The organism is Halomonas sp. C10-5 (assembly GCF_057169305.1).
In genome coordinates this window covers 2179702-2205275 of record NZ_CP175665.1, presented here as the reverse complement: position 1 = coordinate 2205275, position 25574 = coordinate 2179702, and the positions used below count along the sequence as shown (strand labels likewise).

The window sequence follows — 25574 nt, the reverse complement described above, 5'->3', positions numbered from 1 at the left end:
CGATCGCCCTGATGTGTGGAGATACTAGATGAAGCGCAGCAAAACCATGGAGCTGGGGGTCGGGTTGTTCATGCTTGCCGGTATCCTCGGGCTGGTGTTCCTCGGCCTGCGGGTCAGTGGCCTGACCATGCAGGCCCCCAGCGATACCTTCCGACTGGAGGCTAACTTCGCCAATATCGGCGGCCTCAAGACGCGGGCGCGGGTCACCATGGCCGGCGTTACCGTGGGGCGTGTGGCGGCCATCGAGCTCGATACCGACTGGTACGATGCCCGGGTGGTGCTCGAGCTTGACGACGAGCTGGAGGGGCAGCTCTCCCGGGATACCACCGCGGCGATCCTGACCTCGGGCCTGCTCGGCGAGCAGTACGTGGGGCTGTCCGTGGGCGGCGACCCCGAGGCCCTGGCCGACGGCGATACTATCCGTGACACCCAGTCGGCCCTGGTGCTTGAAGAACTCATCCAGCAGTTCGTGTCAAACATGGTCAGCGACTAGGCGCCGATCGCCTGGTCTTAGCCGACCTTTCATCGACCCCGACATGGAGACGTTGATCATGATCCGTTATCCCCTGGCCCTGGCAACGTTGCTGCTGAGCCTGCTGTTCAGCCTGACCGTACAGGCCGCCCCCGAGCGTAGCCCTGATGAAGTTATCCGCCACAGCGTCGAGACGCTGACCGGCAAGATCGAGGGCCGGCGTGACCACTTTGCGGAGAACATGGATGAACTCGAGGCGCTGGTCGACGACAGCCTCGATGATATCGCCGACTTCCGTTACATCGGCGCCAGCGTTATGGGGCGCTATTTCGCCAACGCCACGCCGCAGCAGCGTTCGCGCTTCGTCGACACCTTCCGCCAGACTCTGATCGATACCTACGCCAAGGGACTGGTGACCTTCGACTATCGCGACCTGCGTGTGCTCGATACCCAGCGGGCCCAGCGCCACGAGGACCAGGCCAGCGTCGACATGGAAGTGGTGGCCGAGGATGGCACCGTCTACCCGGTCAGCTACTCCCTGCGCCTGACCGGTGGCGAGTGGCGGGTGGTCAATGTCATCGTCAACGGCATCAACCTGGGGCTGACCTTCCGCAACCAGTTCGATCAGGCGATGCGCGACAATGCGCGTGACTACGACGCCGTGATCGATGGCTGGGCGCCCGAGGTGGGTGTCGAGGAGCTGGAGCAGGGCGCGTGAGCGACCTGCTGGCACGCGACGGCCTGCGCCTGGAGGCCCAGCCCGAATGCCTGGTGGTGTGTGGTGAAGTGGGCTTCGAGCATGCCGCCGAGCTCGCCGAGGCGGGCAGTCGCTGGCTCGCGCAGCGCCACTCGGGCGAGACGGTGAGCTTCGACCTGCGTGGTGTCGCCGGCGTCAGCAGTGCGGCACTAAGCGTGCTGCTGGAGTGGGCCCGTGCGGCTAGCCGTGCCGGGCTCGCCCTGGAACGGGTGCACCTTTCGGCGTCCCTCTCGCGCCTCACCGATCTGGCCGGCCTCGAGCGCCTGCTGCCACTGGAGGCGGCGGGGGAGTAGCCGGGGCAATCGCCAAGCGCGATGCTTTTCATTACCATGGGTCATCCCTATTGCCTGTCGACGACGAGGTGGCTGTCGTCGACGGACCCGTTTCAGCGCTTTCATTTCAGTACTACAAGGAGTGCCTCACCATGCAACCCAGTGACGTCAAGGGGCTGCTCGAGTCGCGTATCGACGGCTGCGATTTCCATATCCAGGGCGAGGGCTGCAATTTCCAGGTGGTGGCCGTGGGCGAGCTCTTCGAAGGTCTGTCGCCGGTCAAACGCCAGCAGCTGATCTATGGCGCGCTCTCCGACGAGATCGCCTCCGGTGCGCTGCACGCGGTGAGCATCAAGACCTATACCCCGGCGCAGTGGCAAGGCGCGCCGGAGAATCCCGGCGTCTGAGACCCCAATCCTCCATGGACAAATTGATCATTACCGGCAATGGGCCGGTCGATGGCGAGGTCTGGGCCAGCGGCGCCAAGAATGCCGCCCTGCCCATCCTGTGTGCCACGCTGCTGGCCGACGAGCCGGTGACCATCGGCAACCTGCCGCACCTGCAGGACATCACCACCACCCTGGAGCTGCTTGGGCATCTGGGGGTGGAGCCGGTGATGGGCGAGAAGATGACCATCCAGCTCGACGGCTCCCAGGTGAAGCACTGCGATGCCCCCTACGAGCTGGTCAAGAAGATGCGTGCCTCGATCCTGGTGCTGGGCCCGCTGCTGGCCCACTTCGGCCACGCCGACGTCTCCCTGCCCGGCGGCTGTGCCATCGGCTCGCGTCCGGTGGACCTGCACCTGCGCGGCCTGGAGGCCATGGGCGCGGAGATCCGCGTCGAGGGCGGCTATATCCGCGCCCGGGTCGAGGGCCGTCTGAAGGGCGCCACCATCTTCTTCGATACCGTCACCGTCACCGGCACCGAGAACCTGCTGATGGCGGCGGCACTGGCCGAGGGCACCACGGTGCTCGAGAATGCCGCCCGTGAGCCTGAGGTGGTTGACCTGGCCGAGCTGCTGATCAAGATGGGGGCCAACATTCGCGGTCATGGCACCGATACCATCACCATCGAGGGGGTGGAGCGCCTGCATGGCGCCTACCATGACGTGATGCCCGACCGCATCGAGACCGGCACCTTCCTGGTCGCCGCCGCGCTCTCGCGCGGACGCGTCCGGGTGCGCCGCACCCGCGCCGATATCCTCGAGGCGGTGCTGGCCAAGCTCGAGGAGGCCGGTGCCGAGATCACCACCGGTGATGACTGGATCGAGCTGGACATGCACGGCAAGCGGCCGCGGCCGGTGAATATCCGGACTGCACCCTATCCGGCCTTTCCCACCGACATGCAGGCCCAGTTCGTGGCCATGAACGCGGTGGCCGAGGGCAGCTCCCGGGTGGTGGAGACCATCTTCGAGAACCGCTTCATGCACGTCCAGGAGCTCAATCGCATGGGGGCGAAGATCGCCCTGGAGGGCAATACCGCGGTGATCGAGGGGGTCGAGCGGCTCTCCGGTGCCCCGGTGATGGCCACCGACCTGCGCGCCTCGGCGTCGCTGGTGATTGCGGCGATGATGGCCGAGGGGGAGACCCTGGTCGACCGCATCTATCATATCGATCGCGGCTACGAGTGCATCGAGGAGAAGCTGCAGCTGCTGGGCGCACGGATCCGTCGCGTACCGGGCTAGCCTGCATCCTGACCAAGGCGAGAGCATGAGCAAACAACTGATCCTGGCCCTCTCCAAGGGCCGTATCCTGGACGAGACCCTGCCGCTGCTGGCCGATGCCGGTGTCGAGCCCGCGGAGGACCTGGGCAAGAGTCGCAAGCTGCTGTTCGATACCAACCTGCCCGACGTCAAGCTGGTGGTGATCCGTGCCACCGACGTGCCGACCTATGTGCAGTTGGGTGCCGCCGATCTGGGTGTGGCCGGCAAGGACGTGCTCCTCGAGCACGGCGCGGCGGGGTTGTACGAGCCGCTGGATCTGGAGATCGCCCGCTGCCGGCTGATGACCGCCGGCATCAGCGGTGCCGAGCCGGCCCGTGCGCGTCGCCGGGTGGCCACCAAGTTCGTCAACGTCGCCCGACGCTGGTATGCCGAGCAGGGCATCCAGGCCGAGGTGATCAAACTCTACGGCGCCATGGAGCTGGCGCCGCTGATGAACCTGGCCGACGAGATCGTCGACATCGTCGATACCGGCAATACCCTGCGCGCCAATGGCATGGAGCCCCGCGAGCTGATCGCGCCGATCTCCACTCGCCTGGTGGTCAACAAGGCGGCGATGACCATGAAGCATGCGCGCATCAAGCCGCTGCTAGAGCGCCTCGAGCAGGCGGTTGCCGCACGCCGCGAGGGCGTCGCGGGCTGAGATGCCTGCGCGAACCCGATTCGATAGGCCCGACACGATATGGATGCTGCCATGACCGATACCACTGCCCCCTCCGGAATCGCCCGCCTGGCTACCACGGACGCCGACTTCACGGGACGGCTCGACCATCTCCTGGCCTGGGAGGGCGTCTCCGACGGTGAGGTCCAGGCGCGGGTCGCCGAGATCCTCGCGGCGGTGAAGGCGCGTGGTGATGCCGCCCTGGTGGAGGCCAGCAACCGCTTCGATCGCCTCTCGGTAGCGAGCATGGCCGAGCTGACCCTGAGCGCCCCGCGCCTGCGCCAGGCCTACGAGGGGTTGCCCGCCGAGCAGCGCGAGGCACTGGCCCAGGCCGCCGAACGTATCCGCCTCTACCACGAGCGCCAGAAGCCCGAGTCCTGGCACTACACCGAGGCGGACGGCAGCGTGCTCGGTCAGCAGGTCATGCCGCTGGACCGCGCCGGCATCTATGTGCCGGGCGGCAAGGCGGCCTATCCCTCCTCGGTGCTGATGAACGCGATTCCTGCCCATGTGGCCGGGGTGCGCGAGATCATCATGGTGGTGCCCACCCCGGACGGGGTGCTCAACGAGCTGGTGCTGGCTGCGGCGCATCTCGCCGGGGTCGACCGGGTTTTCACGGTGGGCGGGGCCCAGGCCATTGCCGCCCTGGCCTACGGCACCGAGACGGTGCCGCGGGTCGACAAGATCGTCGGTCCGGGCAACATCTACGTGGCCACCGCCAAGCGTGCGGTGTTCGGCCAGGTGGGGATCGACATGATTGCCGGCCCCTCGGAGATCCTGGTGGTCTCCGACGGTGGCACCGACCCCGAGTGGCTGGCCATGGATCTCTTCTCCCAGGCCGAACATGACGAGGACGCCCAGGCGATCCTGGTCGCTTGGGATGCCGGGCACCTCGACGCCGTGGAGGCCGCCATCGACCGGCTGCTGCCGACCCTGGAGCGCCAGGCGATCGTTCGCGAGTCCCTCTCCCGGCGTGGGGCGCTGATTCATTGCCGCGATCGCGCCGAGGCGATGACGCTGATCAACCGCATCGCCCCGGAGCACCTCGAGCTCTCGGTAGCCAACCCCGAGGGCTGGCTGCCCGAGGTGCGCCATGCCGGTGCCATCTTCATGGGGCGCTACACCGCCGAGGCGCTGGGCGACTACTGTGCCGGCCCCAACCATGTGCTGCCGACTTCGGGCACCGCGCGTTTCTCGTCGCCGCTGGGGGTCTACGACTTCCAGAAGCGCTCGTCGATCATTCACTGCTCGCCCGAAGGGGCGTCGGAGCTGGGCCGGGTGGCCTCGGTGCTGGCTCGCGGCGAATCGCTTACTGCCCATGCGCGCAGCGCCGAGTACCGGATCAAGGAGTGAGCGGCCCCGAGTGAGTCGTGGTGGGAGAGTGGGTCGTGGTTGGAGAGTGAGTCGGCCAGTCAGCTGCATGAATGACTGGCTGTAAGCAGAGGGCCCCGCCGGATGGCGGGGCCCTCTGCGTTGTGGGGGAGTGGTAATGGCCGGGTGACGTCGAGGCCGAGCGGCTACTCGGGGCTGCGCAGCTCGGGGGGCGGGCGTTCGCCGACTTCTACCGTCAGCTCCAGCTCCTCGCCGCCGCGTACCACGGTGAGCGGCAGGCTATCGCCGGGCTCGACCGCGGCGATGTCGGACATCGTTTCCCGGGCATCGAGGATCGGTCGGCCCTCGATCGAGAGCAGCACGTCACCGGGGCGCAGGCCCGCCTGGTCGGCAGGGCCTCCCGGTACCACCCCGGCGATGATCACGCCACGCGGCGCCTGCAGGCCGAAGGAGGCGGCCAGCTCCGGGTTGAGCTCCTGGGCCTCGACCCCCAGCCAGCCGCGGATGACGCGCCCCTGGGTGACCAGCTCCTCGAGGATATTGCGCGCCAGGTTGGCGGGGATGGCAAAGCCGATGCCCTGGGAGCCGCCGGAGCGCGAGAAGATGGCGGTGTTGATACCGACCATGGCGCCATCGGGGCTGATCAGCGCGCCCCCGGAGTTGCCCGGATTGATGGCCGCATCGGTCTGGATGAAGTCTTCGTAGGCGTTGAGACCCAGGTGGCTGCGGCCGGTGGCGCTGATGATGCCCATGGTGACCGTCTGGCCGACCCCGAAGGGGTTGCCGATGGCCAGGGCCACATCGCCGATGGCCACCTCGGCGGAGTCGGCCAGCTCGATGACCGGCAGGTCGTCGAGGTCGATACGCAGCACGGCGAGGTCGCTCTCCGGGTCGGTGCCGATCACCTCGGCCAGGGTCTCGCGGCCGTCGCGTAGCGCGACCTGGATCTGGTCGGCGCCGCCGATAACGTGGTGGTTGGTCAGCACGTAGCCCTCCTCGCTGACGATGACGCCCGAACCGAGGCTCGAGAGCATACGCTGGCGCGTCGGCATGTCGTCGCCGAAAAACTGACGGAAGAAGGGGTCGGACATCAGCGGGTGCTGGTCGCGCTCGACGACCCGCGAGGAGTAGATGTTGACGACCGCCGGGGCGGCGCGCTCCACCGCGGCGGCGTAGCTGGCCGGCCCCTGCTCGCGGGCGAGTGGCGGTGCCTGGCGCAGTTCCGGTGCGGGGCGCTCGGCCTCGTCGCGGGGGGCCGCCACATCGGGGGATACGGCCAGCGGCTCGCGCAGGGTCGGGGAGGGTGCTGGCGGCGTCGGTGAGTCGGCCGCATCGCGTCCGGAGAGCTGCGGGAAGGTGTTGAGAAGCACCACGGCAAGCAGCACACCGATCACCACCGGCAGCAGGTAGGGGGCAAGTGAGCGTAGACGTTGGCGCGGCGGTCGGTACGGCATGCGGGGCTCGGTCCTCGTCTGGGCGATTACTTCGAACAGTTGTCGGTCGCCGGGCCCGGGCGGCGACGGTTACAATCGGCGCATGGTAACACCTTCATTCCACAGCGTCCGGAGGAGACGATGACCCATCGCGATGTGCTGGTGGCGGCCTGCGCCAGCAAGCTGCAGCCCGACCGCTTCAAGGATTACACCGTCAACGGCCTGCAGGTGGAGGGGCGTGACGAGGTCAGGCGGGTGCTGAGCGGCGTCACCGCCTGCCAGGCGCTGCTCGACGAGGCGCTGGCGTGGGAGGCCGACCTGGTGCTGGTGCACCACGGTTACTTCTGGAAGAACGAGCCGGTGGCGGTCACCGGCATGAAACGCCGACGGCTGCAGACCCTGCTGGCCAATGACATCAACCTGCTCGCCTATCACCTGCCGCTCGACGCCCATGCCGAGCTGGGCAACAACGCCGAGCTGGGACGCCGGCTGGGCTTTATGGTGGAAGGCTGTGCCGACGGCGAACTGGGCGAGGGTCTGCTGTGGATCGGTACGCCGCCCGCCGGCATGGAGGCGCAGGGGCTGGCGAGCCATGTGAGCGAGCGGCTGGGGCGCGAGGCGCTGCTGGTCGAGGCGCCGGATGCCGGGGAGGTGCGTCGCGTGGCCTGGTGCACCGGCGGTGCCCAGGACATGATCACCGCGGCCTGGGAGGCGGGGGCCGATGCCTTCATCTCTGGAGAGATCTCCGAACGCACCACCCACCTGGCCCGCGAGCTGGGCATCCACTACCTGTGTGCGGGACATCACGCCACCGAGCGCGACGGTGTCCGCGCGTTGGGCGAGTGGCTGGCCGAGGAGTTCGGCGTCGAACACCGCTTCGTGGATATCGACAACCCGGCGTGATACCCCGACACCATGACGCCCCGCTGGTGGGGCGGGGCGTCGGGGGGCTCACGTTCGGCTCAGTAGCGGGGCGCCTCGGGCTCCCGGGTGGTGTCGTCCTTGAGGCCGAAGTCCTCGGAGAGGGTGCCGCCGGAGCCGTCGGCATAGTCACGCGGCGTCGCCAGGGCTTCGTCGCTCGTCGCCTCGGCGGGAGGCGCTGCCTCTTCCACGGCCAGGCCGCGGTGGCCCCTGGTGCGTCCCCCTAGGCTACTGGCATCCTCGGCGAGACGGGCGGCCAGCGCCTCGCTGTCGTGGCGCAGCGTCGCCGCCAGACGGCTGACCTCGTCGAAGTGCTCATCGAGGCCGTCGCGCAGGGCCGAGAGCTCCCTGTCGCGCTCCGCGAGGCGCTGGCGCAGGCGCTGCATGCCATCGGCACCGGCATTGAGCAGGTGATACCCCAGTGCCCCCAGGCCGATACCGGCCAGCAGGCAGGCGATGGCCAGAATCCAGTTGATGTTGCTCTCGTCCACGTCGGTCTCCCTGCGGCGGTGAACGATCCAGCGGCCGGCAATACGGCGGGCGGATCCGTTGGTGGGGCGGTGGCCCCGCGCGCACCATTATAGGGTCGAGCGCCGCTGCCGGGTCAACGCGGGCGGAGGGTGGCGATGCGCTTCGTGGTTCAGGCGCGTATAATATGCAGCCTGTCGAAGCCGCAACAGGCCGTTTTCGCCCCCATGAGTGCCGTACATCGAGACATTCGTCCGACCCCCATGGCCCGCTATCGGGCCGATCTGGAACGTGACGACTTCCAGTATGACGCCGCCCAGGAGCAGGCCGTGGAGCATCTGCAGCGTCTCTATGATGACCTGCTCGCCGCGCCGCCGACGCCGCCCCAGCCCGCCGCCTCTGGCAGTGGTCTGGCCTCCCGTGTGGCCGGGCTGTTCGGCAAGCGTGCACGCAGTGAACCCGAGGCGCCGGTCCTGCCGGAGGTCCGTGGGCTCTACTTCTGGGGAGGGGTGGGGCGCGGCAAGACCTACCTGGTAGATGCCTTCTACGAGTCGCTGCCTTTCCCCGAGAAGATGCGCACCCACTTCCATCGCTTCATGCAGCGGGTGCATAACGAGCTCGAACACTACAAGGGCGAGAAGAATCCGCTGCGCCTGATCGCCGCCAAGTTCGCCGCCGAGGCCCGGGTGATCTGCTTCGACGAGTTCTTCGTCAAGGACATCACCGATGCCATGATCCTGGCCAATCTGCTCGAGGCGCTGTTCGAGCGCGGGGTGGTGCTGGTGGCGACCTCCAACATCGTGCCCGGTGAGCTCTACAAGGATGGCCTGCAGCGGGCACGTTTCCTGCCTGCCATCGACCTGCTCGAGCGCCACTGCGAGGTCGTCAACGTCGATTCGGGCATCGACTACCGGCTGCGTGCCCTGGAGCGAGCCGAGATCTTCCACTCGCCCCTCGACGAGGCCGCCGAGGTGGAGCTGGCGCGTAGTTTTCGCGAGATCGCCGGCCATGACGGCGAGGTCGATGTGCCGCTGGAGGTCAACCATCGGGTGCTGCACGCCCGGCGGCTCCATGACGATGTGGTGTGGTTCGAGTTCCGTGAGCTGTGCGACGGCCCGCGCAGCCAGAACGACTATATCGAGCTGGCCCGGGAGTTCCACTCGGTGCTGGTTTCCAACGTGACCCGCATGAGTGGGGCCACCGACGACCAGGCGCGGCGCTTCATCAATATGGTCGATGAGTTCTACGACCGCGGGGTCAAGCTGCTGATGTCCGCCGAGGCGCCCGCCGAGGCGCTGTATGCCGATGGCCGCCTCGAGTTCGAGTTCCAGCGTACGCTGTCGCGATTGCAGGAGATGCAGTCCCACGACTACCTGGCGCTGCCCCACAAGCCCTGACCTGGCCCGGCTTCGCCGGGCCAGGAGTTTGAAGAGCGGCGCTCCGCGCCTGGAAGCCTGAAGCTTGAAGAAAAACCATGACCCCAGAGTTAGTGGGATCATGCTGCCTTCCAGCTGGCATTGCCTCGGGTGGGTCGATTCGTGTAGACTTCGCGCGCTCTACTCGTTGTCTTCGCCTGTTGAAGACAACCAAGAAGAATAGGGATGGTTCCATGCCGGCCCGCCGGCGGCAGAACCCAATACACTTGATTGGTGAGATTCCATGAAGACGTTCACTGCCAAACCGCAGTCCGTCGAGCGCGACTGGTACGTCGTCGACGCTACGGACAAGACGCTCGGCCGTCTGGCCACAGAGATCGCTCGTCGCCTGCGCGGCAAGCACAAGCCGGAGTTCACCCCGCACGTGGATACCGGCGACTACATCGTCGTGATCAACGCCGAGAAGGTGAAGGTCACCGGCAACAAGGCCGCGGCCAAGACCTATTATCGCCACACCGGCTACCCCGGTGGTCTGCGTTCCATGACCTTCGACAAGATGCTCGATCACGCCCCCGAGCGTATCATCGAGAGCGCCGTCAAGGGCATGCTGCCGAAGGGCCCCCTGGGCCGCGCCATGTACACCAAGCTCAAGGTCTACGCCGGCGCCGAGCACCCGCACGCCGCCCAGCAGCCGCAAGAACTGAACCTCTGAGGGAATCTTCGCCATGACACAGCAGTATTACGGTACCGGGCGCCGCAAGACCTCTACCGCCCGCGTCTTCCTGAAGCCGGGCACCGGCAAGATCACCGTCAACAATCGTGAGCTGGACCAGTACTTCGGCCGCGTCACCGGTCGCATGGTAGTGCGTCAGCCCCTCGAGCTGACCGACACCCTCGGCCAGTTCGACGTCTACGTCACCGTCAAGGGTGGCGGCGGCTCCGCCCAGGCCGGCGCGATCCGTCACGGTATCACTCGTGCGCTGATGGTCTACAACGAAGACTTCCGCGCCCCGCTGCGCGAAGCGGGTTACGTGACCCGTGACGCGCGTCAGGTCGAGCGCAAGAAGGTCGGCCTGCGCAAGGCACGCCGCCGTCCGCAGTTCTCCAAGCGCTGATCGCCAGCCATCTTGGAAGCTTCGACGCCCGGGTTTATCAACCCGGGCGTTTCTTGTTCTGGGTCAACAATTTGTGTGTGTCATGCCACCTTGGTCAAGGTCCTTTTCCTTGTGCGGGGCGGCTCGATTTCTTAACATGTACCGCATTTGGTGTCCGTGTTCGCGGGGATGATGCCCGTGATGGATCAACGGGTAAGCTGATGGGAGAAACCTTGAAATGGCAGATAACGGCGTGAACAAGGGTCGGCGCCGTTTCCTCGTGGGTGCCACCACCGTTGTAGGTGGGGTTGGTGCCGTCGGGGTTGCGGTCCCCTTTGTGGCTTCCTGGCAGCCGAGTGCCAGGGCGAGAGCGGCGGGCGCGCCGGTCAAGGCTGACGTGTCCAAGCTGGAGCCGGGTCAGCGCATGGTCGTGGAGTGGCGTGGCAAGCCGGTGTGGGTCGTCTACCGTACCCCGGAGATGATCGAGCGAACCGAGGGCTTCGACGCCTCGCGTCTGGCCGATCCCGATTCGGAGGTTCCTCAGCAGCCCGCCTATGTGACGGGTCCGCTGCGGGCGATCAAGCCCGAACTTGGCGTCTATATCGGGATCTGCACCCATCTGGGCTGCTCACCGCTGTTCCGTCCCGAGCCGGATGCCGACGACGTGGGCACCGACGACTGGCCGGGTGGCTACTTCTGCCCCTGTCACGGTTCGCGCTTCGACCTGGCGGGTCGGGTATTCCGCGGGGTGCCGGCGCCCACCAACCTGGAGGTGCCGCCTTACCGCTTCGAGTCCGACGATATCATTGTCGTTGGCGAAGATGAGGAGACTGCCTGATGGGTAACCCGAACAAGGCGATGGCGGAGAAGGGCATCATGCGCTGGGTGGATGAGCGCTTCCCCGCGACGCAGATGTGGCAGGAGCACCTGTCCAAGTACTACGCCCCCAAGAACTTCAACTTCTGGTACTTCTTCGGCTCGCTGGCGCTGCTGGTGCTGGTCAACCAGATCCTGACCGGTATCTGGCTGACCATGAGCTACAACCCCTCCGCGGAGGGCGCCTTCGCCTCCGTCGAGTACATCATGCGCGATGTGGAGTGGGGCTGGCTGATTCGCTATATGCACTCCACCGGCGCCACGGCGTTCTTCGTGGTGGTCTACCTGCACATGTTCCGCGGCCTGCTCTATGGTTCCTACAAGGCGCCCCGCGAACTGGTGTGGATCTTCGGCATGGCGATCTACCTGGCGTTGATGGCCGAGGCCTTCATGGGCTACCTGCTCCCCTGGGGTCAGATGTCCTACTGGGGTGCCCAGGTCATCATCTCGCTGTTCTCCGCCATCCCGGTGATCGGCCCCGACCTGACCCAGTGGGTGCGCGGCGACTTCCTGATCTCCGGTATCACGCTCAATCGCTTCTTCGCCCTGCACGTGGTGGCGCTGCCCATCGTGATCCTGGCGCTGGTGGTGCTGCACATCATTGCCCTGCATGAGGTCGGCTCCAACAACCCGGACGGCATCGACATCAAGCAGAAGAAGGACGAGACCGGCAAGCCGCTGGACGGCATCCCCTTCCACCCGTACTACACGGTGAAGGATATCGTCGGCGTGGCGGTGTTCCTGTTCGTCTTTGCGGTGGTGATCTTCTACTTCCCCGAGGGTGGCGGCTACTTCCTCGAGAAGCCCAACTTCGAGCCGGCGAACCCCATGGTGACCCCGGACCATATCGCGCCGGTGTGGTACTTCACGCCCTTCTACGCGATCCTGCGCGCCATCAACTTCTCGCTGTTCGGCCTCGACGCCAAGCTCCTCGGCGTGATCTGCATGGGGGGGGCCATCGCGGTGCTCTTCGTGCTGCCCTGGCTCGACCGCAGCCCGGTGCGCTCCATCCGCTACAAGGGCTGGATCTCCAAGGTGATGCTGGTGCTGTTTGCCATCAGCTTCGTGATCCTCGGGGTGCTGGGCGTGTTGCCCGCCACCGATGGTCGGACCCTGGTGGCCCAGATCTGCACCGCCATCTACTTCGCCTTCTTCCTGCTGATGCCGTTCTACACCCGGCTGGAGAAGACCAAACCCGTTCCGGAGAGGGTGACTGGCTAATGAAAAAGCAACTGTTCGCACTGCTCTTCGCGCTGGTGCCCCTGACGGCGATGGCCGCGGGGGGGGCGAGCGTGCCGTACTCCATGACGCCCGACCTGGACGACAAGGCGTCGTTACAGCGAGGCATGCAGCTCTACACCAACTACTGCATGGGCTGTCACTCCCTCGAGCACCAGCGCTTCGCGCGGGCCGCCGAGGACCTGAACATGCCCCAGGACCTGGTCGAGGAGAACCTGATCTTCTCCTCCGATCTGGCCTTCAACGACCAGATGCATATCGCCATGAGCCAGGATGACGGCGAGGCCTGGTTCGGGGCGGCGCCGCCCGACCTGACCCTGGAGTCGCGCCTGCGCGGCACCGACTGGGTGTACTCCTACCTGCTGTCGTTCTACAAGGATCCTAGCACCGGTACCGGAGTGAACAACGCCGTGTTCGACCTAGTGGCCATGCCCAACGTGCTGGAGCCGCTGCAGGGTGTGCAGGAGAAGGTGTGTGCCGAGACCGACCGCCCCGTGGATGGGGCCGAGCTCGATCCGCTGACCGGCAAGTACCAGTCCTGCGAGACCCTGCAGGTGACCCAGCCGGGTGAGATGGAGCCCGAGGAGTTCGAGGAAGCGGTCTACGACCTGACCAACTTCCTGGCCTATGTCGGCGAGCCCTCCAAGCTGCAGGCCCAGGCCCTGGCGCCCAAGGTGCTGATCTTCATCTTCATCTTCGGTGTCATCGCCTACCTGCTCAAGCGCGAGTACTGGCGCGACATCCACTGATCCACCGCGGGTGGACAATGCGGGGGCGCACGGCCATCGGCCATGCGCCCCCGCGACGTATGTGCCGGGCGAAACGCTCCCCCGCGGAGCGGGTCCCGCGTGCTATCATAGTCGTTCGATTTGATGCGAGGATTGTTTCATGGGTGTAGTGGCCAAGCGGTCGTCGATGATCTTCTACTCCGGTGGTACTGATCACTTCAGTCATCGGGTGCGTATCGTACTCGCCGAGAAGGGTGTGGCGGTGGACATCGTGGAAGTCACCCAGGACCAGCCCCCCGAGGAGCTCGCCGACCTCAACCCCTACAACAGCGTGCCGACCCTGCTGGATCGTGATCTGGTGCTGTACGAGTCCAAGGTGATGATGGAGTACCTGGACGAGCGCTTCCCGCATCCGCCGCTGCTGCCTGTCTATCCGGTGGCGCGTGCCCAGAGCCGCCTCTGGATGCATCGCATCGAGCGCGAGTGGTGCCCGCTGGTGGAGCAGATCGAGCAGGGGGCCAAGAAGGAGGCGGACAAGGCACGCAAGGAGCTGCGCGAGAGCTTGGTGGGTATCTCGCCCATCTTCGAGGACATGGCGTTCTTTATGAGCGAGGAGTTCACCCTGGTGGACTGCTGCCTGGCGCCGATCCTGTGGCGCCTGCCGGCACTGGGTATCGAGCTGCCCGAGAAGCAGGTGGGGCCGCTGCTCGGCTACATGGAGCGGGTCTTCGAGCGTGATGGCTTCAAGGCCTCGCTCAGTGAGCGCGAGCGCGAGATGCGTAGCTGATACACTTCCGGTCGCCTGCGGGCGGCCGTTCAACGGAGGAGGGCCAGACGATGGATTCCAGTCGTCCCAACCTATCCAGTCGCCCTTACCTGGCCAGGGCCCTGTTCCAGTGGTTGCTGGACAATGATCTCACGCCGCATATCGTTGTCGATGCGGAGCATCCCGACGTCGAGGTGCCGCGGCAGTTCGTGCAGAACGGCCAGATCGTTCTCAACCTGTCGCCGACTGCGGTACGCGATCTCTCCATGGAGAACGACGCGATCAGCTTCGGGGCCCGCTTCGGCGGTCAGCCCATGCGGGTGATGGTGCCGAGCGACGCCCTGGTGGCCATCTATGGTCGCGAGAATGGCGTGGGCATGGTCTTCGGCCATGAGCCGGTGATGCCGCAGCCCGCCGATGCCGCCGACGAGGAGGCGCCGACGTTGACCGAGGTGGAAAGCGACGGTGATGCCTCGGCAGGCGAGGAGCCTCCGGCCGAGGAGGGTGAAGGCAACCGTCGCCCGCCCAAGGGCAGGCCCTCGCTGCGCGTGATCAAGTAGTTCTCGGTCAGGTGTGGAAACGCAGGACGGCAGGCCCTCGGGCCTGCCGTCCTGCGTTTGGGCGCCTGTGCCAGAGCCGTCAGTCGATATAGTCGAATACCTTGACGATACGCTGCATGCCGCCCAGCTGCGAGACCGCCTGGACGATGCGCTCGGCCTCGGCACGGGTCACGATGCCCATCAGGTAGACGCTGGCATTCTCTGTGATCACCCGGATGCGGCTCGAGTCGATGCTCTCGTTGGCGGCCAGATGCGTGCGGATACGCGTGTTGAGCCAGGTATCCGAGAGCCGCTGGCTGGCGGGCAGGTTACCGGCGATGGTGAGCTCATTGTGAATGGTGCGCACGTTGCGCACGTCACTGGCCACTTCGTTGGCCAGGGTCTTGAGCTCCTCGCTGGGGACCTGGCCGGTAAGCAGTACCACGCCGTTGTAGCTGTCGACGTTGATCCGGGCATCGCCCAGGCGGGCGTCGGTGCGACCCAGGTTGTGAGAGATCTTGGTCTCGATGCTCTGATCCTCGACCTGGGCACCGGCGGTACGCTTGCCGTAGTTCTCGTCGATGGTGCCCCGGTGCGTCACGCTGGTTACTGTGGTACAGCCGGCGAGGCCCAGGACGGCGGATAACAGCAGCGCGCTGAGCAGGGGGGTACGTGTCGTCATTCGCTTGCTCCAAAGAGTTGTTCGTCGATCAGGTCGCAGAGGCAGTGGATCACCAGCAGGTGGACCTCCTGGATGCGCGCGGTGGAGGTTGCCGGGACGCGGATCTCGCAGTCGTCCTGGCCGAGCAGTGAGGCCATGTTGCCGCCGTCGCGTCCGGTCAGTGCGACCACCGTCATGTCGCGGTCATGGGCGGCCTGGATCGCCTGGATGACGTTGGCCGAGTTGCCGCTGGTGGAGATCGCCAACAGGATGTCGCCGGGCTGGCCCAGGGCGCGCACCTGCTTGGAGAAGACCTCGTTGTAGCTGTAGTCGTTGGCGATGGAGGTCAGGGTCGAGGTGTCGGTAGTCAGCGCCAGGGCGGGCAGGCTGGGGCGCTCGCGCTCGAAACGGTTGAGCAGCTCCGACGAGAAGTGCTGGCTGTCGCCGGCGCTGCCGCCGTTGCCGCAGGCCAGGATCTTGCCCTCGCTGACCAGGCACTGGACCATCATTTGGCTGGCCACCTCGATGAAGGGCGGCAGCACTTCACTGGCGTAGGTCTTGGTGTCGATGCTGGCGTTGAAGTGGCCGAGAATGCGCTGCTGGAAATCCATTCTGAGTCGGGTTCCTCTGGCGAGTTAGTAGGCATCGAAGGCGTTGACCACCCACTGGATGTCGAGTTCGGGGGGGCTGGCCCGTCACGGCCACCACATCGAAGCGGCAGGCACATGATAGCCGGTTGCGCTGGAGATAAAAACGCGCAGCCCGGACCAGGCGGCGCTGCTTGGTGGCGGTGATGGTCTCGAGGGGATGGCCGTGGCGGGTATCGGCCCGGTGACGCACCTCGACGAAGACCAGGGTCTCGCCGTCGCGCATCACCAGATCGAGTTCGCCACCCTTGGCGTGCTGGTTGGCGGCCACCGGCGTCAGGCCGCGTTCTGCCAGCCAGGCCGCGACGAGGCGTTCGATGGCCTCGCCGCGGGCCCGGGCATCACGGGGACTGCTCATCACCGAAGATCCCCGGGATCAGCACCGGCTGAGGGACGCCGTTGACAAAGCGTGCCCAGGGCAGCTGACGCTGGATACGGCCGTCGGGCCCCGGGCGCAGGGTGCCGGTGGCACCGAACACCTCGCTGCCCGACACCAGCTGGAACTGGGGCAGCCGCCGCGCCAGCTCGAAGGCGTCGACCCCCATGGCGTTCAGGCGGAACAGGTTGGGGTCCGCCTCCTCGCGCAGGGCGCGGTAGCTCGCGGAGAAGGGCAGGGCGTCCTCGCCGCCCACGGCGGCATCGGGAATCTGCCAGGGGATGTCGAGGAACAGCACGTCGTCCAGGTCGCCGTCGAGGCGCGGATTGAGCCGCCCGTTGAACAGGTGCGAGGTGGCATACACCGGCAGGTCGCCGGCGCCGTAATAGTCCAGGGTCGGCGGCACCTGGCGGGCGTAGTCGGGAAGCGCCAGCATGAACAGGGCGTCGGGGCGTGCCTCGGCGATGGCGCGGCGGGTGCTTTCGGTGGCGGCGGCGCCGGGGTTGTAGCGCACCGCCTTGGTGACCTCCCCGCCCTGGGCACGCCATTCATCCCAGAAGGCCTCGCCGACACGGCGCCCCCAGTCGTTGTCAGGTACCAGCAGGGCGGCGCGGCGATGCCCGTCGCGCCAGGCGCGCTGGGCGGCCTGGGTGGCCTCGTCCTCGGCGGAGAGGCCGTACTGGAAGAGCCCCTCGGCGTTATTGCTGCCGCCCCTGCCGTAGTTGAGCGCCAGGGTGGGCAGCGGCACCCGGTCGCGGCGCTCGAGCTCGCTGACCCGGTCCTTGTCGAGGGGGCCGATCACTACCTGGGCGCCGCGATTCTCGGCTTCCCGGTAGAGCGCCTCGAGGCTGCCGGAGGAGCCGTCGATGAAGCTCAGGCGGACATCGGCATCATTCGACAGGCGGTGCTGGGTACGAATGCCCTCGGCGACGGCCTCGGCGATTCGTGACAGGGGGCCGGATTCGGGCAGCAGCACGGCGATATGCTGTACCTCCTGGCCGCTCAGCTCGCGCAGGGCGAGCAGGTCCGCCGGCAGTCGGCGTGCCGCCGGGTGGCGCTGATTGCGGCTGCGCCAGTCATCCAGGCGCTGGAACAGGCGCTCGATATCGCCACCGCCGCTGCGCACCGTCTCGCTCAGCTCGACCCAGCCGCGGGTCAGGGCATCACCCTGCTCGCCGAGCCGGGTCAGCCGGCGCCCATCGAGCCCCCCCAGGGCGCGCCAGATGGGGTCGTTGAGGGCCTCGTCATCGGACTCTGCCTGCACTGCCAGCAGGGCCTCGGCGGCGGCAAGGGGTTCATCGACCTCGAGCAGGGCCAGGCCCCGCTGTTCGCGCAGGGCTAGTGCCTGGCCGCGATTCAGCTCCAGGCCGTCGAGGTCCTGGGTCGCGCGGATCACCGCCTGGGGGTCGCCCTGGCTCTCGCCGAGATCGGCCAGCAGCAGCGCCCAGCGCGCCCGCTGGTCGCCGGCCAGGCGAGCATCGTCGATATTGCGGGCGATCTCGAGTGCCTGGGTGCGCTCCCCCTGGCGTGCTAGGATGTCCGCCGCATCCAGCCGCGTGCGCGCCGCCTGGTCCGGTTCCTGTTGCTGGGCCTGCTCGAGCAGGCTCGCGGGGTCATCATCGGTGACGCGCTCGACGATGCCCGGCTGGTAGGCGCAGCCGGCCAGCAGCAGCGCGAGTAGCGCGGTGGCCAGCAGGCCGCGTGTGAGTGTGAGCATGCATCCTTCCTTTCTTCATCCGTCGTATCGGGAGCCCGCCGAGGAGGCGACGTGTCAGAACCGAACTCTGCTTCATTGTACGTGGTCGCCACGCCGATTGGGAATCTGGCCGACCTGAGCCCGCGTGCCGCCGAGGTGCTGGCCGAGGTGGCGCTGGTCGCCGCCGAGGACACCCGGCACACCGCACGCCTGTTGCGCCACCTGGGGGTGCAGGTGCCCATGCTCTCGCTGCATGAGCACAATGAGGCAGCGCGGGTCGAGCAGCTGGACGCCCGCCTGGCCGCCGGCGAATCCATTGCCCTGGTCTCCGATGCCGGCACGCCGCTGATCAGCGACCCCGGCTTCGTGCTGGTGCGCGAGTTGCGCGCCCGGGGGCGGCGCATCGTGCCGGTACCCGGTGCCTGTGCGCTGGTCGCCGCCCTCTCGGCCGCGGGCTTGCCTACCGACCGCTTCACCTTTCATGGCTTCCTGCCGGCCAAGGGCGGGGCGCGTCGCGCGCAGCTCGAGGAGCTGGCGACACGCAGCGAGACCTTGGTCTTCTATGAGTCGCCGCATCGCATTCGCGACACCCTGACTGATATCGGGACGGTATTCGGCGAGCGTCGCCTGGTGCTGGCGCGGGAGCTGACCAAGGCCTTCGAGACCTTTCTGGAGGGCAGCGCCGCCGTGTTGTCTCGGCGCATGGAGGAGGACCCCAACCAGGCCCGCGGCGAGTTCGTGGTGATGGTGGCCGGTGCGCCGCCGCGCGAGAAGGGCGCCGGCGGCGAAGTGGAGGGGGAGGCGCTGCTCGCGGCGCTGCTGGCCGAGGGTGCCGGCGTCAAGCAGGCCGCCGCGGTGGCGTCGCGTGTGCTGGGGGGCGCCAAGAAGGCGTGGTATGCCCACGCCCAGACCCTCAAAGACCAGGCGTCCCCCTGAGGCAAGGTCGCTTGGGGCTGTTCCGTCGGCTAGCCTGCGAGGGGGCGCTGTAAACCCGTCCCTGGGCGTACCGATGCCCTGCTTCGCTCTCGCGTCCCGCTCCGCTTGCAGGTCCGGTGCTAGCCATCCATGGCCAGCCCGTTCGGAGCACTGCTCCTCACCCTGGCATAGGATCCCCTCTTCGGCTTGCCCCCGGCGCCCCTCGCGTTGGAATGCACTGCTTGTTGAGGGGGTGTCGGGGCACTGGTATCCTTGCCGCGGGAGTCGGCCAGACAGTCGCCGCCGGAGTGATCCGGGGGAGGAAAGTCCGGGCTCCACAGGGCAGAGTGCCAGGTAACGCCTGGGCGGCGTGAGCCGACGGAAAGTGCAGCAGAGAGCAGACCGCCTACGTCTCCCTCGGGAGGCCGGTAAGGGTGAAAGGGTGCGGTAAGAGCGCACCGCGCGCCTGGTAACAGTGCGTGGCACGGTAAACCCCACTCGGAGCAAGACCAAATAGGAACCCGCTGGCGTGGCCCGCGCCGGGTTCGGGTAGGTTGCTCGAGGGTCGTGGTGACGCGACCCCTAGATGAATGACTGTCCTCGACAGAACCCGGCTTATCGGCCGGCTCCCCCCTGTTTTCAGTCCGGCGGCGGAACCCTCCGTCGCCCCACCGTGGATCGAGAAGCGCATGCAGTCCGCCCCTGATACACCCCCGCGGGGTTTTCGCCACGCCAGCGTTCTGCTCGACGGTGCGGTCGATGCCCTGGTCCACGATCTCGATGGTGCCTATCTCGACGGTACCTTCGGTCGCGGCGGCCACTCGCGGGAGATCCTTTCGCGCCTCTCGCCCCGGGGCAGGCTACTGGCCATCGATCGTGACCCCCAGGCGATCGCCGAGGCAGCCGCCATCGATGACCCGCGCTTCACCATCGAGCGTGCCGAGTTCGCCCGCCTCGACGAGGTCGCCCGTGCCCATGAGCTGCACGGTCGCCTGGCCGGGGTGCTGCTCGATATCGGCGTCTCCTCGCCTCAGCTCGACGATCCCGAGCGCGGCTTCAGCTTCCTGCGCGACGGCCCGCTGGACATGCGCATGGACCCGACCCGGGGCGAGAGCGCGGCGGGCTTCATCGCCCGCGCAGGCGAGGCCGAGCTGGTGCGGGTGTTCAAGGAGTACGGCGAGGAGCGCTATGCCCGGCGCCTGGCCAGGGCGATCCTCGCGCGCCGTGCCGAGCGGCGTTTCGAGCGCACCGCCGACCTCGCCGAGGTGGTCAAGACCGCTCATCCCGCCTGGGAGAAGCACAAGCATCCCGCGACGCGGGTCTTCCAGGCCCTGCGCATCCAGGTCAACGGCGAGCTCGAGCAGCTCGATGCGGCGCTGGAGGCGGCCCTGGAGGCCCTCGCCCCGGGAGGCCAGCTGGTGGTGATCAGCTTTCACTCCCTGGAGGATCGGCGGGTCAAGCGCTTCATCCGGCACCATGTACGGGGTGACACCCACCTGCCCCGGGGCATACCGATTCGCGACGAGCAGCTCGAGCGCCGCCTCGAGGCGGTGGGCAAGGCCCGGCGCCCCGGGGAGGCGGAGGTCAAGGAGAACCCTCGTGCGCGCAGTGCGGTGATGCGGGTGGCGCGCAAGCGCTATTGAGCATGTGACATTTCATGGGTCATTGAAGGAGTCGGCATGACACAGGGAAGGTCGTTTACCGCTCGTCTCGCCTGGCCCTCGGCGCTGCGCCTGAACCCGCGCGCGCTGCTGGTGCTTCTGCTGCTGGCCGGCTGTCTGGCCAGCGCCCTGGCGGTGATCGCCATCAGCCACCTGACCCGTGAGGAGTACGCCGCTCTGCAGCAGCTCGAACGCGAGCAGCAGCAGCTGCAGACCGAGTGGGGTCAGCTGCTCCTCGAGGAGAGTGCCTGGTCGTCGCCGGCCCGCATCGAGCGCCTGGCCGTGGAGCGCCTGGAGATGCGCCTGCCCGGCGTGGACGAGGTGGAGGTGATCCGGCGATGAGTACCGAAGTTCGTAGCGGTGTGTCGCCGCGTCGTCGACCGCCCGGCGTGCCCATGGGGCGGCTGCGCTATGTCGTGATGCTGGGACTGGTGCTGCTCGGCCTGGGGCTGCTGGTGGGGCGCGTGGTCATCCTGCACGTGGTCGATCGCCCCTTCCTGCAGGGGCAGGGCGATGCCCGTACCCTGCGCACTGACTCGCTGCCTGCTCACCGCGGCATGATCGCCGACCGTCACGGCGAACCGCTGGCCATCTCCACCCCGGTGGTGACCCTGTGGGCCAACCCCCAGGATGTGCCCGATGACCCCATCCAGCGTGTCCAGCTGGCTTCGGCGCTGGGCATGGAGCTGGAGGCTCTCAACGAGCGGCTGGCGCGTTATGCCGAGCGCGAGTTCATGTACCTGCGCCGTCAGCTGACCCCAGAAGCGGCTCAGCGGGTTCTCGACCTGCGCGTGCCCGGCGTCTACGGTCAGGACGAGTACAAGCGCTACTATCCGGCCGGCGAGGTGGCCGCCCAGCTGCTGGGGGTGACCAACGTCGATGATGTGGGCCAGGAGGGGCTCGAGCTGGCCTATCAGCCCTACCTGGCGGGTACTCCCGGGCTGCGCCGCGTGCTCAAGGACCGCCGCGGGCGTCTGGTGCGTGACCTCGAGGTGCTGCGCGAGGCCAAGCCCGGCGGCGAGCTGACGCTTGCCATCGACCAGCGCCTCCAGTACATGGCCTACCGCGAGCTCAAGGCCGCGGTGGCCGAACACGATGCCGACGGTGGCGTGGTGGTGATGCTGGATGCGCGCACCGGCGAGGTGCTGGCCATGGCCAACCAGCCCTCCTACAACCCCAACAACCGTGCCGGGCTCGATCCCCAAGGGCTGCGCAACCGCGCCATCGTCGACCCCTACGAGCCCGGCTCGGTGGTCAAGCCGCTGGCCATGGCGGCGATGCTCGATGCCGGCGGCCTGTCCCCCAGCACCGTGGTGGATACCTCCCCCGGCTGGATGCGCATCGACCGCTTCACCATCCGCGACATACGCAACTATGGTGAGCTCGACCTCGCCGGTATCCTCGAGAAGTCCTCCAATATCGGCATGTCCAAGCTGGTGCTGCGCTATGACGAGCCGGTGGTGCCCCAGCTCTACCGACGCCTGGGCTTCGGCCAGGCAGCGGGTACCGGCTTTCCCGGCGAGGCGACCGGGGAGGTGCCGGCACCGGTGCGCTGGTCCAGCAGCCAGTGGGCGGCGCTCTCCTACGGCTACGGACTCTCGGTCACGCCGCTCCAGCTGGCCAGTGCCTTTACCGCCATTGCCAACCAGGGGCGTCTGCTGCCGCCGTCACTGCTGCGCCTTGACGAGCCCGTCACGGGGGAGCAGGTCATCTCGCCCGAGGTCGCCCGCCAGGTCCTGGAAATGATGGATAAGGTCGTCGAACCGGATACCGGTGCCCGGCGAGCCGAGGTGCCGGGCTATCGGGTCGCCGGCAAGACCGGCACGGTACGCAAGACAGGCGCCGGGGGCTACCAGGAGAACGCCTATCGCGGCTTCTTCGTGGGCATCGCCCCGGTCAGCAACCCGCGCATCGTGGCGGTGGTGATGATCGACCATCCGCGTGGTGACTCCTACTACGGTGGTGCGGTGGCGGCGCCGGTGTTCTCGCGCGTCGCCGGCAGTGCCCTGCGCCTGCTCGATGTGCCGCCTGACCAGCGTGACCTGCCGGAGGCCGAATGACCGCCAACCGACCGCCCCAAGCGAGCCCTGCCATGTCGATAACGCTCTCCCGCCTCGATGCCACCCTGTCACGGCTGTGGCCCGACCACTCGTTTGCTCCTTCGACCGAGGGGGAGACTCGCCTGGAGACCGACAGCCGGCGGGTGGCGGCGGGTGATGTCTTCGTCGCGGTGCCCGGGGTGACGGTGGATGGGCGTGACTTCATTGGCCAGGCTCTGGCCGGCGGTGCGCTACGGGTGCTGTGCCACTCGGGAGGCGGCCGCGGATGCCCCGATGATCCGCGGGTGGTGCCGCTAGAAGGCCTGCGCGAACGCCTGGGAGAGCTCGGCCGCCTGCTCTACGGCGTGCCCGACTCCCTCGAGCTGGTCGGTGTCACCGGCACCAACGGCAAGAGCTCGGTGACCCATTACATCGCCGAGCTGAGCCGGTCGCTGGGCGTCGATGCCGCGGTGATCGGCACCCTCGGCAATGGCCGCCCTGGTCAACTGGTCGACGCCGGATTGACGACCCCGGGGCCCCTGGCACTGCAGGCCTCACTCGCCGATCTCGCCGACGACGGCGTCACGCGGGTGGCCATGGAGGTCTCCTCACATGCCCTGGAGCAGGGCCGCCTCGATGGCTGCCGGGTGCAGGCCGCGGTCTTCACCAACCTCAGCCGTGACCATCTCGACTACCACGGCAGCATGGCCGCCTATGCCGCCGCCAAGGCGCGGCTGTTTCGCAGGCCCGAGCTCGAGCTCGCCGTGGTCAATGGCGATGACCCCCTGGCCCGGCTGATGCTGGCCGGCCTGCCCGCCGGCGTGCGGGTACTCGCCACCGGACATGACGAGGCGGTGACCCTGCGCGTGCTGGAGCGCTTCCCCCATGCCACCGGTCAGCGCGCCCTGATCGCCACACCCCAGGGCGAGCGCGAGCTGGCGCTGCCGCTGGTGGGGCGCTTCAACCTCGACAACGTGCTGCTGGCCATGGCCACGCTGCTCGGGCTGGGGCACGACCTCGAGGCGCTGTGCGAGGCGGTGGGGCATCTCGCACCGGTGCCCGGGCGCATGGAGATCCTGGCACGGCCCGGGATGCCCACGGTGGTGATCGACTATGCGCATACCCCGGACGCCCTGGACAACGCCCTGTCGGCGTTGCACGACCACCTGCCCGGCCAGGGCCGGCTCTGGTGCCTGTTCGGCTGCGGCGGCGATCGCGATCCCGGCAAGCGGGCACCCATGGCCGCCGCCGCCGAGCGCCACGCCGACCGCCTGGTGGTGACCGACGACAACCCCCGCAGCGAGGCGCCGGCCTCCATCCGCGAGCAGATGCTGGCCGGTCTGAGCGAGGCGGTCCGTCGGCGGGCCTGGGATATCGCCGGGCGCGCGGCGGCCATCCGTCGCACCCTGGCCGAAGCGGGTCCCGACGATGTGGTGCTGATCGCCGGCAAGGGCCACGAGAACTACCAGGAGATCGCCGGCGTGCGCCACCCCTTCGACGACCGTGAGGTGGCCGAGCAGGCGCTGGAGGCTCGCGGCAACCGGGAGGGTGCGTGATGAACCGCTGCGGGCTGTCCAGCCTGGCCGAGGTGGCCGAGGCCCTGGGGATCGCACTCCCGGCCGAGGACCTGCCGGTGGACGCGATCGTCACCGATACCCGCAAGGTCGCGGCGGGCGCGCTCTTTATCGCGCTGCGCGGCGAGCGCTTCGATGCCCATGACCTCCTGGCCGAGGCCCGCGAGGCGGGGGCCGTGGCCGCCGTGGTCGAGCGGGCAGTGGATGACCCGCTGCCCCAACTGATGGTGGCCGATACCCGCCTCGCCCTGGGCCTGTTGGGCCGTGCCCGTCGTCGCGCATGGGGTGGCCCGCTGGCGGCGGTGACGGGCAACAGCGGCAAGACCACCGTCAAGGAGCTGCTGGCGGCAATCCTCAACCGCCACGGGACAACGCTGGCCACGCGCGGCAACCTCAACAACGACTTCGGCGCGCCGTTGACCCTGCTCGAGCTGACCCCGGCCCACCGCCAGGCGGTGGTGGAGCTGGGGGCCAATCATCTGGGCGAGATCGCCTGGACGGTAGGCCTGGCCGAGCCGCGGGTGGCGCTGATCACCAACGTTACCGGTGCCCATGTCGGCGAGTTCGGAGGCATGGGGCAGATCGCCCAGGCCAAGGCGGAGATCCTCGCCGGCCTGCCCCCAGACGGCGTGGCGGTGCTCAACCGCGACGATGCCTACTTCGCCACCTGGAGCCGGCTGGCCGCCCCGCGCGAGGTGCTCGACTTCGGGCTTGCCGAAGGCGCCAGGGTCACGGCGCGCTCACTGGTCGCCGACGCTCTCGGACGCTATGCTTTCACGCTTGTCGTCGACGGCCATGAGCTTGGCGATGTCAGGCTGCGACTGATGGGGCGCCACAGCGTGGCCAATGCCTTGGCCGCGGCGGCGGCGGCCCTGGCCATGGGGGCCACCCCCGGCGACGTGGTGGCGGGGCTCGCGGCGGTCGAGCCGATGGCCGGCCGTCAGGCCGTGGTGGCGGGCATCCGCGCTACCCGAATCATCGATGACAGCTATAACGCCAACCCCGGTGCGGTGAAGGCCGCACTCGAGCTCCTGGGCAGCCTGCCAGGGCCGCGCTGGTGCCTGCTGGGCGCCATGGGAGAGTTGGGAGAGGCGTCCGCGGCGTTGCACGCCGAGATCGGACGCCACGCACGGGAACTGGGGATCGATTTCCTGGGCACTCTGGGCGAGGCGGCACGCCCCGCCAGCCATGCCTTCGGTGAAGGCGGGTGCCATTTCGACGGCCGCGAGGCGCTGGTGCGCCACGCGCTGGATCATCTTCCCCCCGGCGCCAGCGTGCTGGTCAAGGGGTCGCGGAGTGTCGCCATGGAGCAGGTGGTGGCGGCACTGCGCGAGGACACAACACGGTGAAC

27 protein-coding genes, 1 other RNA gene and 1 pseudogene are annotated in these 25574 nt (G+C 67.8%); 23 read left to right on the top strand and 6 right to left on the bottom strand.

The features are described 5' to 3' along the window. Positions 1-28: 28 nt before the first annotated feature. The 7 genes from mlaD to hisD all read left to right on the top strand — a co-directional run bounded on the left by mlaD (position 29) and on the right by hisD (position 5235). The gene (gene mlaD / locus ACJ7IV_RS10300; protein WP_483864306.1) at positions 29-493 is read left to right on the top strand and encodes an outer membrane lipid asymmetry maintenance protein MlaD; all 465 of its coding nucleotides are present in this window, start codon (positions 29-31) and stop codon (positions 491-493) included. A 58-nt stretch (positions 494-551) separates the two neighbouring features. Next, on the top strand, positions 552-1190 hold the full coding sequence (locus ACJ7IV_RS10295) for an MlaC/ttg2D family ABC transporter substrate-binding protein (protein WP_483864305.1): 639 nt from the start codon (positions 552-554) through the stop codon (positions 1188-1190). Then, positions 1187-1522 carry an STAS domain-containing protein gene (locus ACJ7IV_RS10290; protein WP_483864304.1) on the top strand — a complete coding sequence of 112 codons (336 nt, stop codon included), beginning with the start codon at positions 1187-1189 and terminating at the stop codon, positions 1520-1522. Before ACJ7IV_RS10295 ends, ACJ7IV_RS10290 begins: the two co-directional genes overlap by 4 nt. 131 nt (positions 1523-1653) lie before the next feature. Further along, positions 1654-1908, top strand: a complete 255-nt coding sequence (locus ACJ7IV_RS10285) for a BolA family protein (RefSeq protein WP_483864303.1) — start codon at positions 1654-1656, stop codon at positions 1906-1908. 14 nt (positions 1909-1922) lie between these two features. Then, a complete protein-coding gene (gene murA / locus ACJ7IV_RS10280) occupies positions 1923-3185 on the top strand; it encodes a UDP-N-acetylglucosamine 1-carboxyvinyltransferase (RefSeq protein WP_483864302.1) in 1263 nt (420 codons plus the stop codon). Between the two features lie 25 nt (positions 3186-3210). Further along, positions 3211-3864: an ATP phosphoribosyltransferase gene (hisG, locus tag ACJ7IV_RS10275; protein WP_483864301.1), complete on the top strand. Its 654-nt coding sequence runs from the start codon at positions 3211-3213 to the stop codon at positions 3862-3864. Positions 3865-3915: 51 nt separating this feature from the next. Continuing rightward, the gene (gene hisD / locus ACJ7IV_RS10270) at positions 3916-5235 is read left to right on the top strand and encodes a histidinol dehydrogenase (RefSeq protein WP_483864300.1); all 1320 of its coding nucleotides are present in this window, start codon (positions 3916-3918) and stop codon (positions 5233-5235) included. A gap of 164 nt (positions 5236-5399) precedes the next feature. Here the strand turns inward: hisD and ACJ7IV_RS10265 are convergent, their stop codons facing one another. Then, positions 5400-6668, bottom strand: a complete 1269-nt coding sequence (locus ACJ7IV_RS10265) for a S1C family serine protease (protein WP_483864299.1) — start codon at positions 6666-6668, stop codon at positions 5400-5402. Positions 6669-6788: 120 nt separating this feature from the next. On the opposite strand from ACJ7IV_RS10265, the gene ACJ7IV_RS10260 reads away from it, so the two are divergent. Beyond that, positions 6789-7550 (top strand): Nif3-like dinuclear metal center hexameric protein, encoded by a 762-nt coding sequence (locus tag ACJ7IV_RS10260; protein WP_483864298.1) that lies wholly within the window; start codon positions 6789-6791, stop codon positions 7548-7550. A gap of 59 nt (positions 7551-7609) precedes the next feature. On the opposite strand, the gene ACJ7IV_RS10255 is transcribed toward ACJ7IV_RS10260, so the two are convergent. After that, entirely contained in the window at positions 7610-8059 is a 450-nt protein-coding gene (locus ACJ7IV_RS10255; RefSeq protein WP_483864297.1) for a Z-ring associated ZapG family protein, read from the bottom strand. Between the two features lie 204 nt (positions 8060-8263). Between ACJ7IV_RS10255 and zapE the strand changes: the two genes are divergently transcribed. From zapE to ACJ7IV_RS10215, 8 genes are all read left to right on the top strand, one after another. Further along, the gene (gene zapE / locus ACJ7IV_RS10250; RefSeq protein WP_483864296.1) at positions 8264-9433 is read left to right on the top strand and encodes a cell division protein ZapE; all 1170 of its coding nucleotides are present in this window, start codon (positions 8264-8266) and stop codon (positions 9431-9433) included. Between the two features lie 262 nt (positions 9434-9695). Next, positions 9696-10124, top strand: coding sequence for a 50S ribosomal protein L13 (gene rplM, locus ACJ7IV_RS10245; RefSeq protein ID WP_213313064.1), 429 nt, complete (start codon positions 9696-9698; stop codon positions 10122-10124). Between the two features lie 13 nt (positions 10125-10137). Beyond that, a complete protein-coding gene (gene rpsI / locus ACJ7IV_RS10240; RefSeq protein WP_483864295.1) occupies positions 10138-10527 on the top strand; it encodes a 30S ribosomal protein S9 in 390 nt (129 codons plus the stop codon). 217 nt (positions 10528-10744) lie between these two features. Continuing rightward, positions 10745-11344: a ubiquinol-cytochrome c reductase iron-sulfur subunit gene (gene petA / locus ACJ7IV_RS10235; RefSeq protein ID WP_483864294.1), complete on the top strand. Its 600-nt coding sequence runs from the start codon at positions 10745-10747 to the stop codon at positions 11342-11344. Further along, positions 11344-12603: a cytochrome b gene (locus ACJ7IV_RS10230; protein ID WP_483864293.1), complete on the top strand. Its 1260-nt coding sequence runs from the start codon at positions 11344-11346 to the stop codon at positions 12601-12603. The genes petA and ACJ7IV_RS10230 overlap by 1 nt, the downstream gene beginning before the upstream one ends. After that, the gene (locus ACJ7IV_RS10225; RefSeq protein ID WP_483864292.1) at positions 12603-13370 is read left to right on the top strand and encodes a cytochrome c1; all 768 of its coding nucleotides are present in this window, start codon (positions 12603-12605) and stop codon (positions 13368-13370) included. Before ACJ7IV_RS10230 ends, ACJ7IV_RS10225 begins: the two co-directional genes overlap by 1 nt. A gap of 139 nt (positions 13371-13509) precedes the next feature. Then, positions 13510-14136: a stringent starvation protein SspA gene (sspA, locus tag ACJ7IV_RS10220; protein ID WP_161432380.1), complete on the top strand. Its 627-nt coding sequence runs from the start codon at positions 13510-13512 to the stop codon at positions 14134-14136. Between the two features lie 50 nt (positions 14137-14186). Next, positions 14187-14675 carry a ClpXP protease specificity-enhancing factor gene (locus ACJ7IV_RS10215; protein WP_483864291.1) on the top strand — a complete coding sequence of 163 codons (489 nt, stop codon included), beginning with the start codon at positions 14187-14189 and terminating at the stop codon, positions 14673-14675. Between the two features lie 79 nt (positions 14676-14754). On the opposite strand, the gene ACJ7IV_RS10210 is transcribed toward ACJ7IV_RS10215, so the two are convergent. The 4 genes and pseudogenes from ACJ7IV_RS10210 to ACJ7IV_RS10195 all read right to left on the bottom strand — a co-directional run bounded on the left by ACJ7IV_RS10210 (position 14755) and on the right by ACJ7IV_RS10195 (position 18055). Beyond that, on the bottom strand, positions 14755-15336 hold the full coding sequence (locus tag ACJ7IV_RS10210; RefSeq protein WP_483864290.1) for a BON domain-containing protein: 582 nt from the start codon (positions 15334-15336) through the stop codon (positions 14755-14757). Next, a complete protein-coding gene (locus tag ACJ7IV_RS10205; RefSeq protein ID WP_110281837.1) occupies positions 15333-15926 on the bottom strand; it encodes a phosphoheptose isomerase in 594 nt (197 codons plus the stop codon). Before ACJ7IV_RS10205 ends, ACJ7IV_RS10210 begins: the two co-directional genes overlap by 4 nt. 24 nt (positions 15927-15950) lie before the next feature. Continuing rightward, positions 15951-16320, bottom strand: a pseudogene (locus ACJ7IV_RS10200) (YraN family protein). After that, positions 16304-18055, bottom strand: a complete 1752-nt coding sequence (locus tag ACJ7IV_RS10195) for a penicillin-binding protein activator (protein WP_483864289.1) — start codon at positions 18053-18055, stop codon at positions 16304-16306. The pseudogene ACJ7IV_RS10200 and the gene ACJ7IV_RS10195 overlap by 17 nt, the downstream one beginning before the upstream one ends. A gap of 51 nt (positions 18056-18106) precedes the next feature. Between ACJ7IV_RS10195 and rsmI the strand changes: the two genes are divergently transcribed. The 7 genes from rsmI (at position 18107) to ACJ7IV_RS10160 (ending at position 25572) form a co-directional block, all read left to right on the top strand. Further along, the gene (rsmI, locus tag ACJ7IV_RS10190; RefSeq protein WP_483864288.1) at positions 18107-18970 is read left to right on the top strand and encodes a 16S rRNA (cytidine(1402)-2'-O)-methyltransferase; all 864 of its coding nucleotides are present in this window, start codon (positions 18107-18109) and stop codon (positions 18968-18970) included. 260 nt (positions 18971-19230) lie between these two features. Further along, positions 19231-19583, top strand: an RNA gene (gene rnpB / locus ACJ7IV_RS10185) — RNase P RNA component class A. 55 nt (positions 19584-19638) lie between these two features. Beyond that, positions 19639-20592 (top strand): 16S rRNA (cytosine(1402)-N(4))-methyltransferase RsmH, encoded by a 954-nt coding sequence (gene rsmH, locus ACJ7IV_RS10180; RefSeq protein ID WP_483864287.1) that lies wholly within the window; start codon positions 19639-19641, stop codon positions 20590-20592. 36 nt (positions 20593-20628) lie between these two features. Then, on the top strand, positions 20629-20952 hold the full coding sequence (ftsL, locus tag ACJ7IV_RS10175) for a cell division protein FtsL (protein WP_161432373.1): 324 nt from the start codon (positions 20629-20631) through the stop codon (positions 20950-20952). Beyond that, complete coding sequence (locus ACJ7IV_RS10170; RefSeq protein ID WP_483864286.1) at positions 20949-22670, top strand: peptidoglycan D,D-transpeptidase FtsI family protein; 1722 nt, start codon at positions 20949-20951, stop codon at positions 22668-22670. Before ftsL ends, ACJ7IV_RS10170 begins: the two co-directional genes overlap by 4 nt. 32 nt (positions 22671-22702) lie before the next feature. Beyond that, entirely contained in the window at positions 22703-24205 is a 1503-nt protein-coding gene (locus ACJ7IV_RS10165; RefSeq protein ID WP_483864285.1) for a UDP-N-acetylmuramoyl-L-alanyl-D-glutamate--2,6-diaminopimelate ligase, read from the top strand. Further along, the gene (locus ACJ7IV_RS10160) at positions 24205-25572 is read left to right on the top strand and encodes a UDP-N-acetylmuramoyl-tripeptide--D-alanyl-D-alanine ligase (RefSeq protein WP_483864284.1); all 1368 of its coding nucleotides are present in this window, start codon (positions 24205-24207) and stop codon (positions 25570-25572) included. Before ACJ7IV_RS10165 ends, ACJ7IV_RS10160 begins: the two co-directional genes overlap by 1 nt. Positions 25573-25574: the final 2 nt, after the last annotated feature.

Coding starts and splice junctions, on each gene's coding strand:
- ACJ7IV_RS10170 (WP_483864286.1), top strand. CDS start 20,949: ATGAGTACCGAAGTTCGTAGCGGTGTGTCGCCGCGTCGTCGACCGCCC.
- ACJ7IV_RS10195 (WP_483864289.1), bottom strand. CDS start 18,055: ATGCTCACACTCACACGCGGCCTGCTGGCCACCGCGCTACTCGCGCTG.
- zapE (WP_483864296.1), top strand. CDS start 8,264: ATGAGTGCCGTACATCGAGACATTCGTCCGACCCCCATGGCCCGCTAT.
- hisD (WP_483864300.1), top strand. CDS start 3,916: ATGACCGATACCACTGCCCCCTCCGGAATCGCCCGCCTGGCTACCACG.
- rplM (WP_213313064.1), top strand. CDS start 9,696: ATGAAGACGTTCACTGCCAAACCGCAGTCCGTCGAGCGCGACTGGTAC.
- ACJ7IV_RS10285 (WP_483864303.1), top strand. CDS start 1,654: ATGCAACCCAGTGACGTCAAGGGGCTGCTCGAGTCGCGTATCGACGGC.
- petA (WP_483864294.1), top strand. CDS start 10,745: ATGGCAGATAACGGCGTGAACAAGGGTCGGCGCCGTTTCCTCGTGGGT.
- ACJ7IV_RS10215 (WP_483864291.1), top strand. CDS start 14,187: ATGGATTCCAGTCGTCCCAACCTATCCAGTCGCCCTTACCTGGCCAGG.
- rpsI (WP_483864295.1), top strand. CDS start 10,138: ATGACACAGCAGTATTACGGTACCGGGCGCCGCAAGACCTCTACCGCC.
- ACJ7IV_RS10260 (WP_483864298.1), top strand. CDS start 6,789: ATGACCCATCGCGATGTGCTGGTGGCGGCCTGCGCCAGCAAGCTGCAG.
- rsmH (WP_483864287.1), top strand. CDS start 19,639: ATGCAGTCCGCCCCTGATACACCCCCGCGGGGTTTTCGCCACGCCAGC.
- murA (WP_483864302.1), top strand. CDS start 1,923: ATGGACAAATTGATCATTACCGGCAATGGGCCGGTCGATGGCGAGGTC.
- ACJ7IV_RS10265 (WP_483864299.1), bottom strand. CDS start 6,668: ATGCCGTACCGACCGCCGCGCCAACGTCTACGCTCACTTGCCCCCTAC.
- ftsL (WP_161432373.1), top strand. CDS start 20,629: ATGACACAGGGAAGGTCGTTTACCGCTCGTCTCGCCTGGCCCTCGGCG.
- ACJ7IV_RS10210 (WP_483864290.1), bottom strand. CDS start 15,336: ATGACGACACGTACCCCCCTGCTCAGCGCGCTGCTGTTATCCGCCGTC.
- ACJ7IV_RS10205 (WP_110281837.1), bottom strand. CDS start 15,926: ATGGATTTCCAGCAGCGCATTCTCGGCCACTTCAACGCCAGCATCGAC.
- hisG (WP_483864301.1), top strand. CDS start 3,211: ATGAGCAAACAACTGATCCTGGCCCTCTCCAAGGGCCGTATCCTGGAC.
- ACJ7IV_RS10225 (WP_483864292.1), top strand. CDS start 12,603: ATGAAAAAGCAACTGTTCGCACTGCTCTTCGCGCTGGTGCCCCTGACG.
- ACJ7IV_RS10295 (WP_483864305.1), top strand. CDS start 552: ATGATCCGTTATCCCCTGGCCCTGGCAACGTTGCTGCTGAGCCTGCTG.
- ACJ7IV_RS10160 (WP_483864284.1), top strand. CDS start 24,205: ATGAACCGCTGCGGGCTGTCCAGCCTGGCCGAGGTGGCCGAGGCCCTG.
- mlaD (WP_483864306.1), top strand. CDS start 29: ATGAAGCGCAGCAAAACCATGGAGCTGGGGGTCGGGTTGTTCATGCTT.
- ACJ7IV_RS10165 (WP_483864285.1), top strand. CDS start 22,703: ATGTCGATAACGCTCTCCCGCCTCGATGCCACCCTGTCACGGCTGTGG.
- sspA (WP_161432380.1), top strand. CDS start 13,510: ATGGGTGTAGTGGCCAAGCGGTCGTCGATGATCTTCTACTCCGGTGGT.
- ACJ7IV_RS10230 (WP_483864293.1), top strand. CDS start 11,344: ATGGGTAACCCGAACAAGGCGATGGCGGAGAAGGGCATCATGCGCTGG.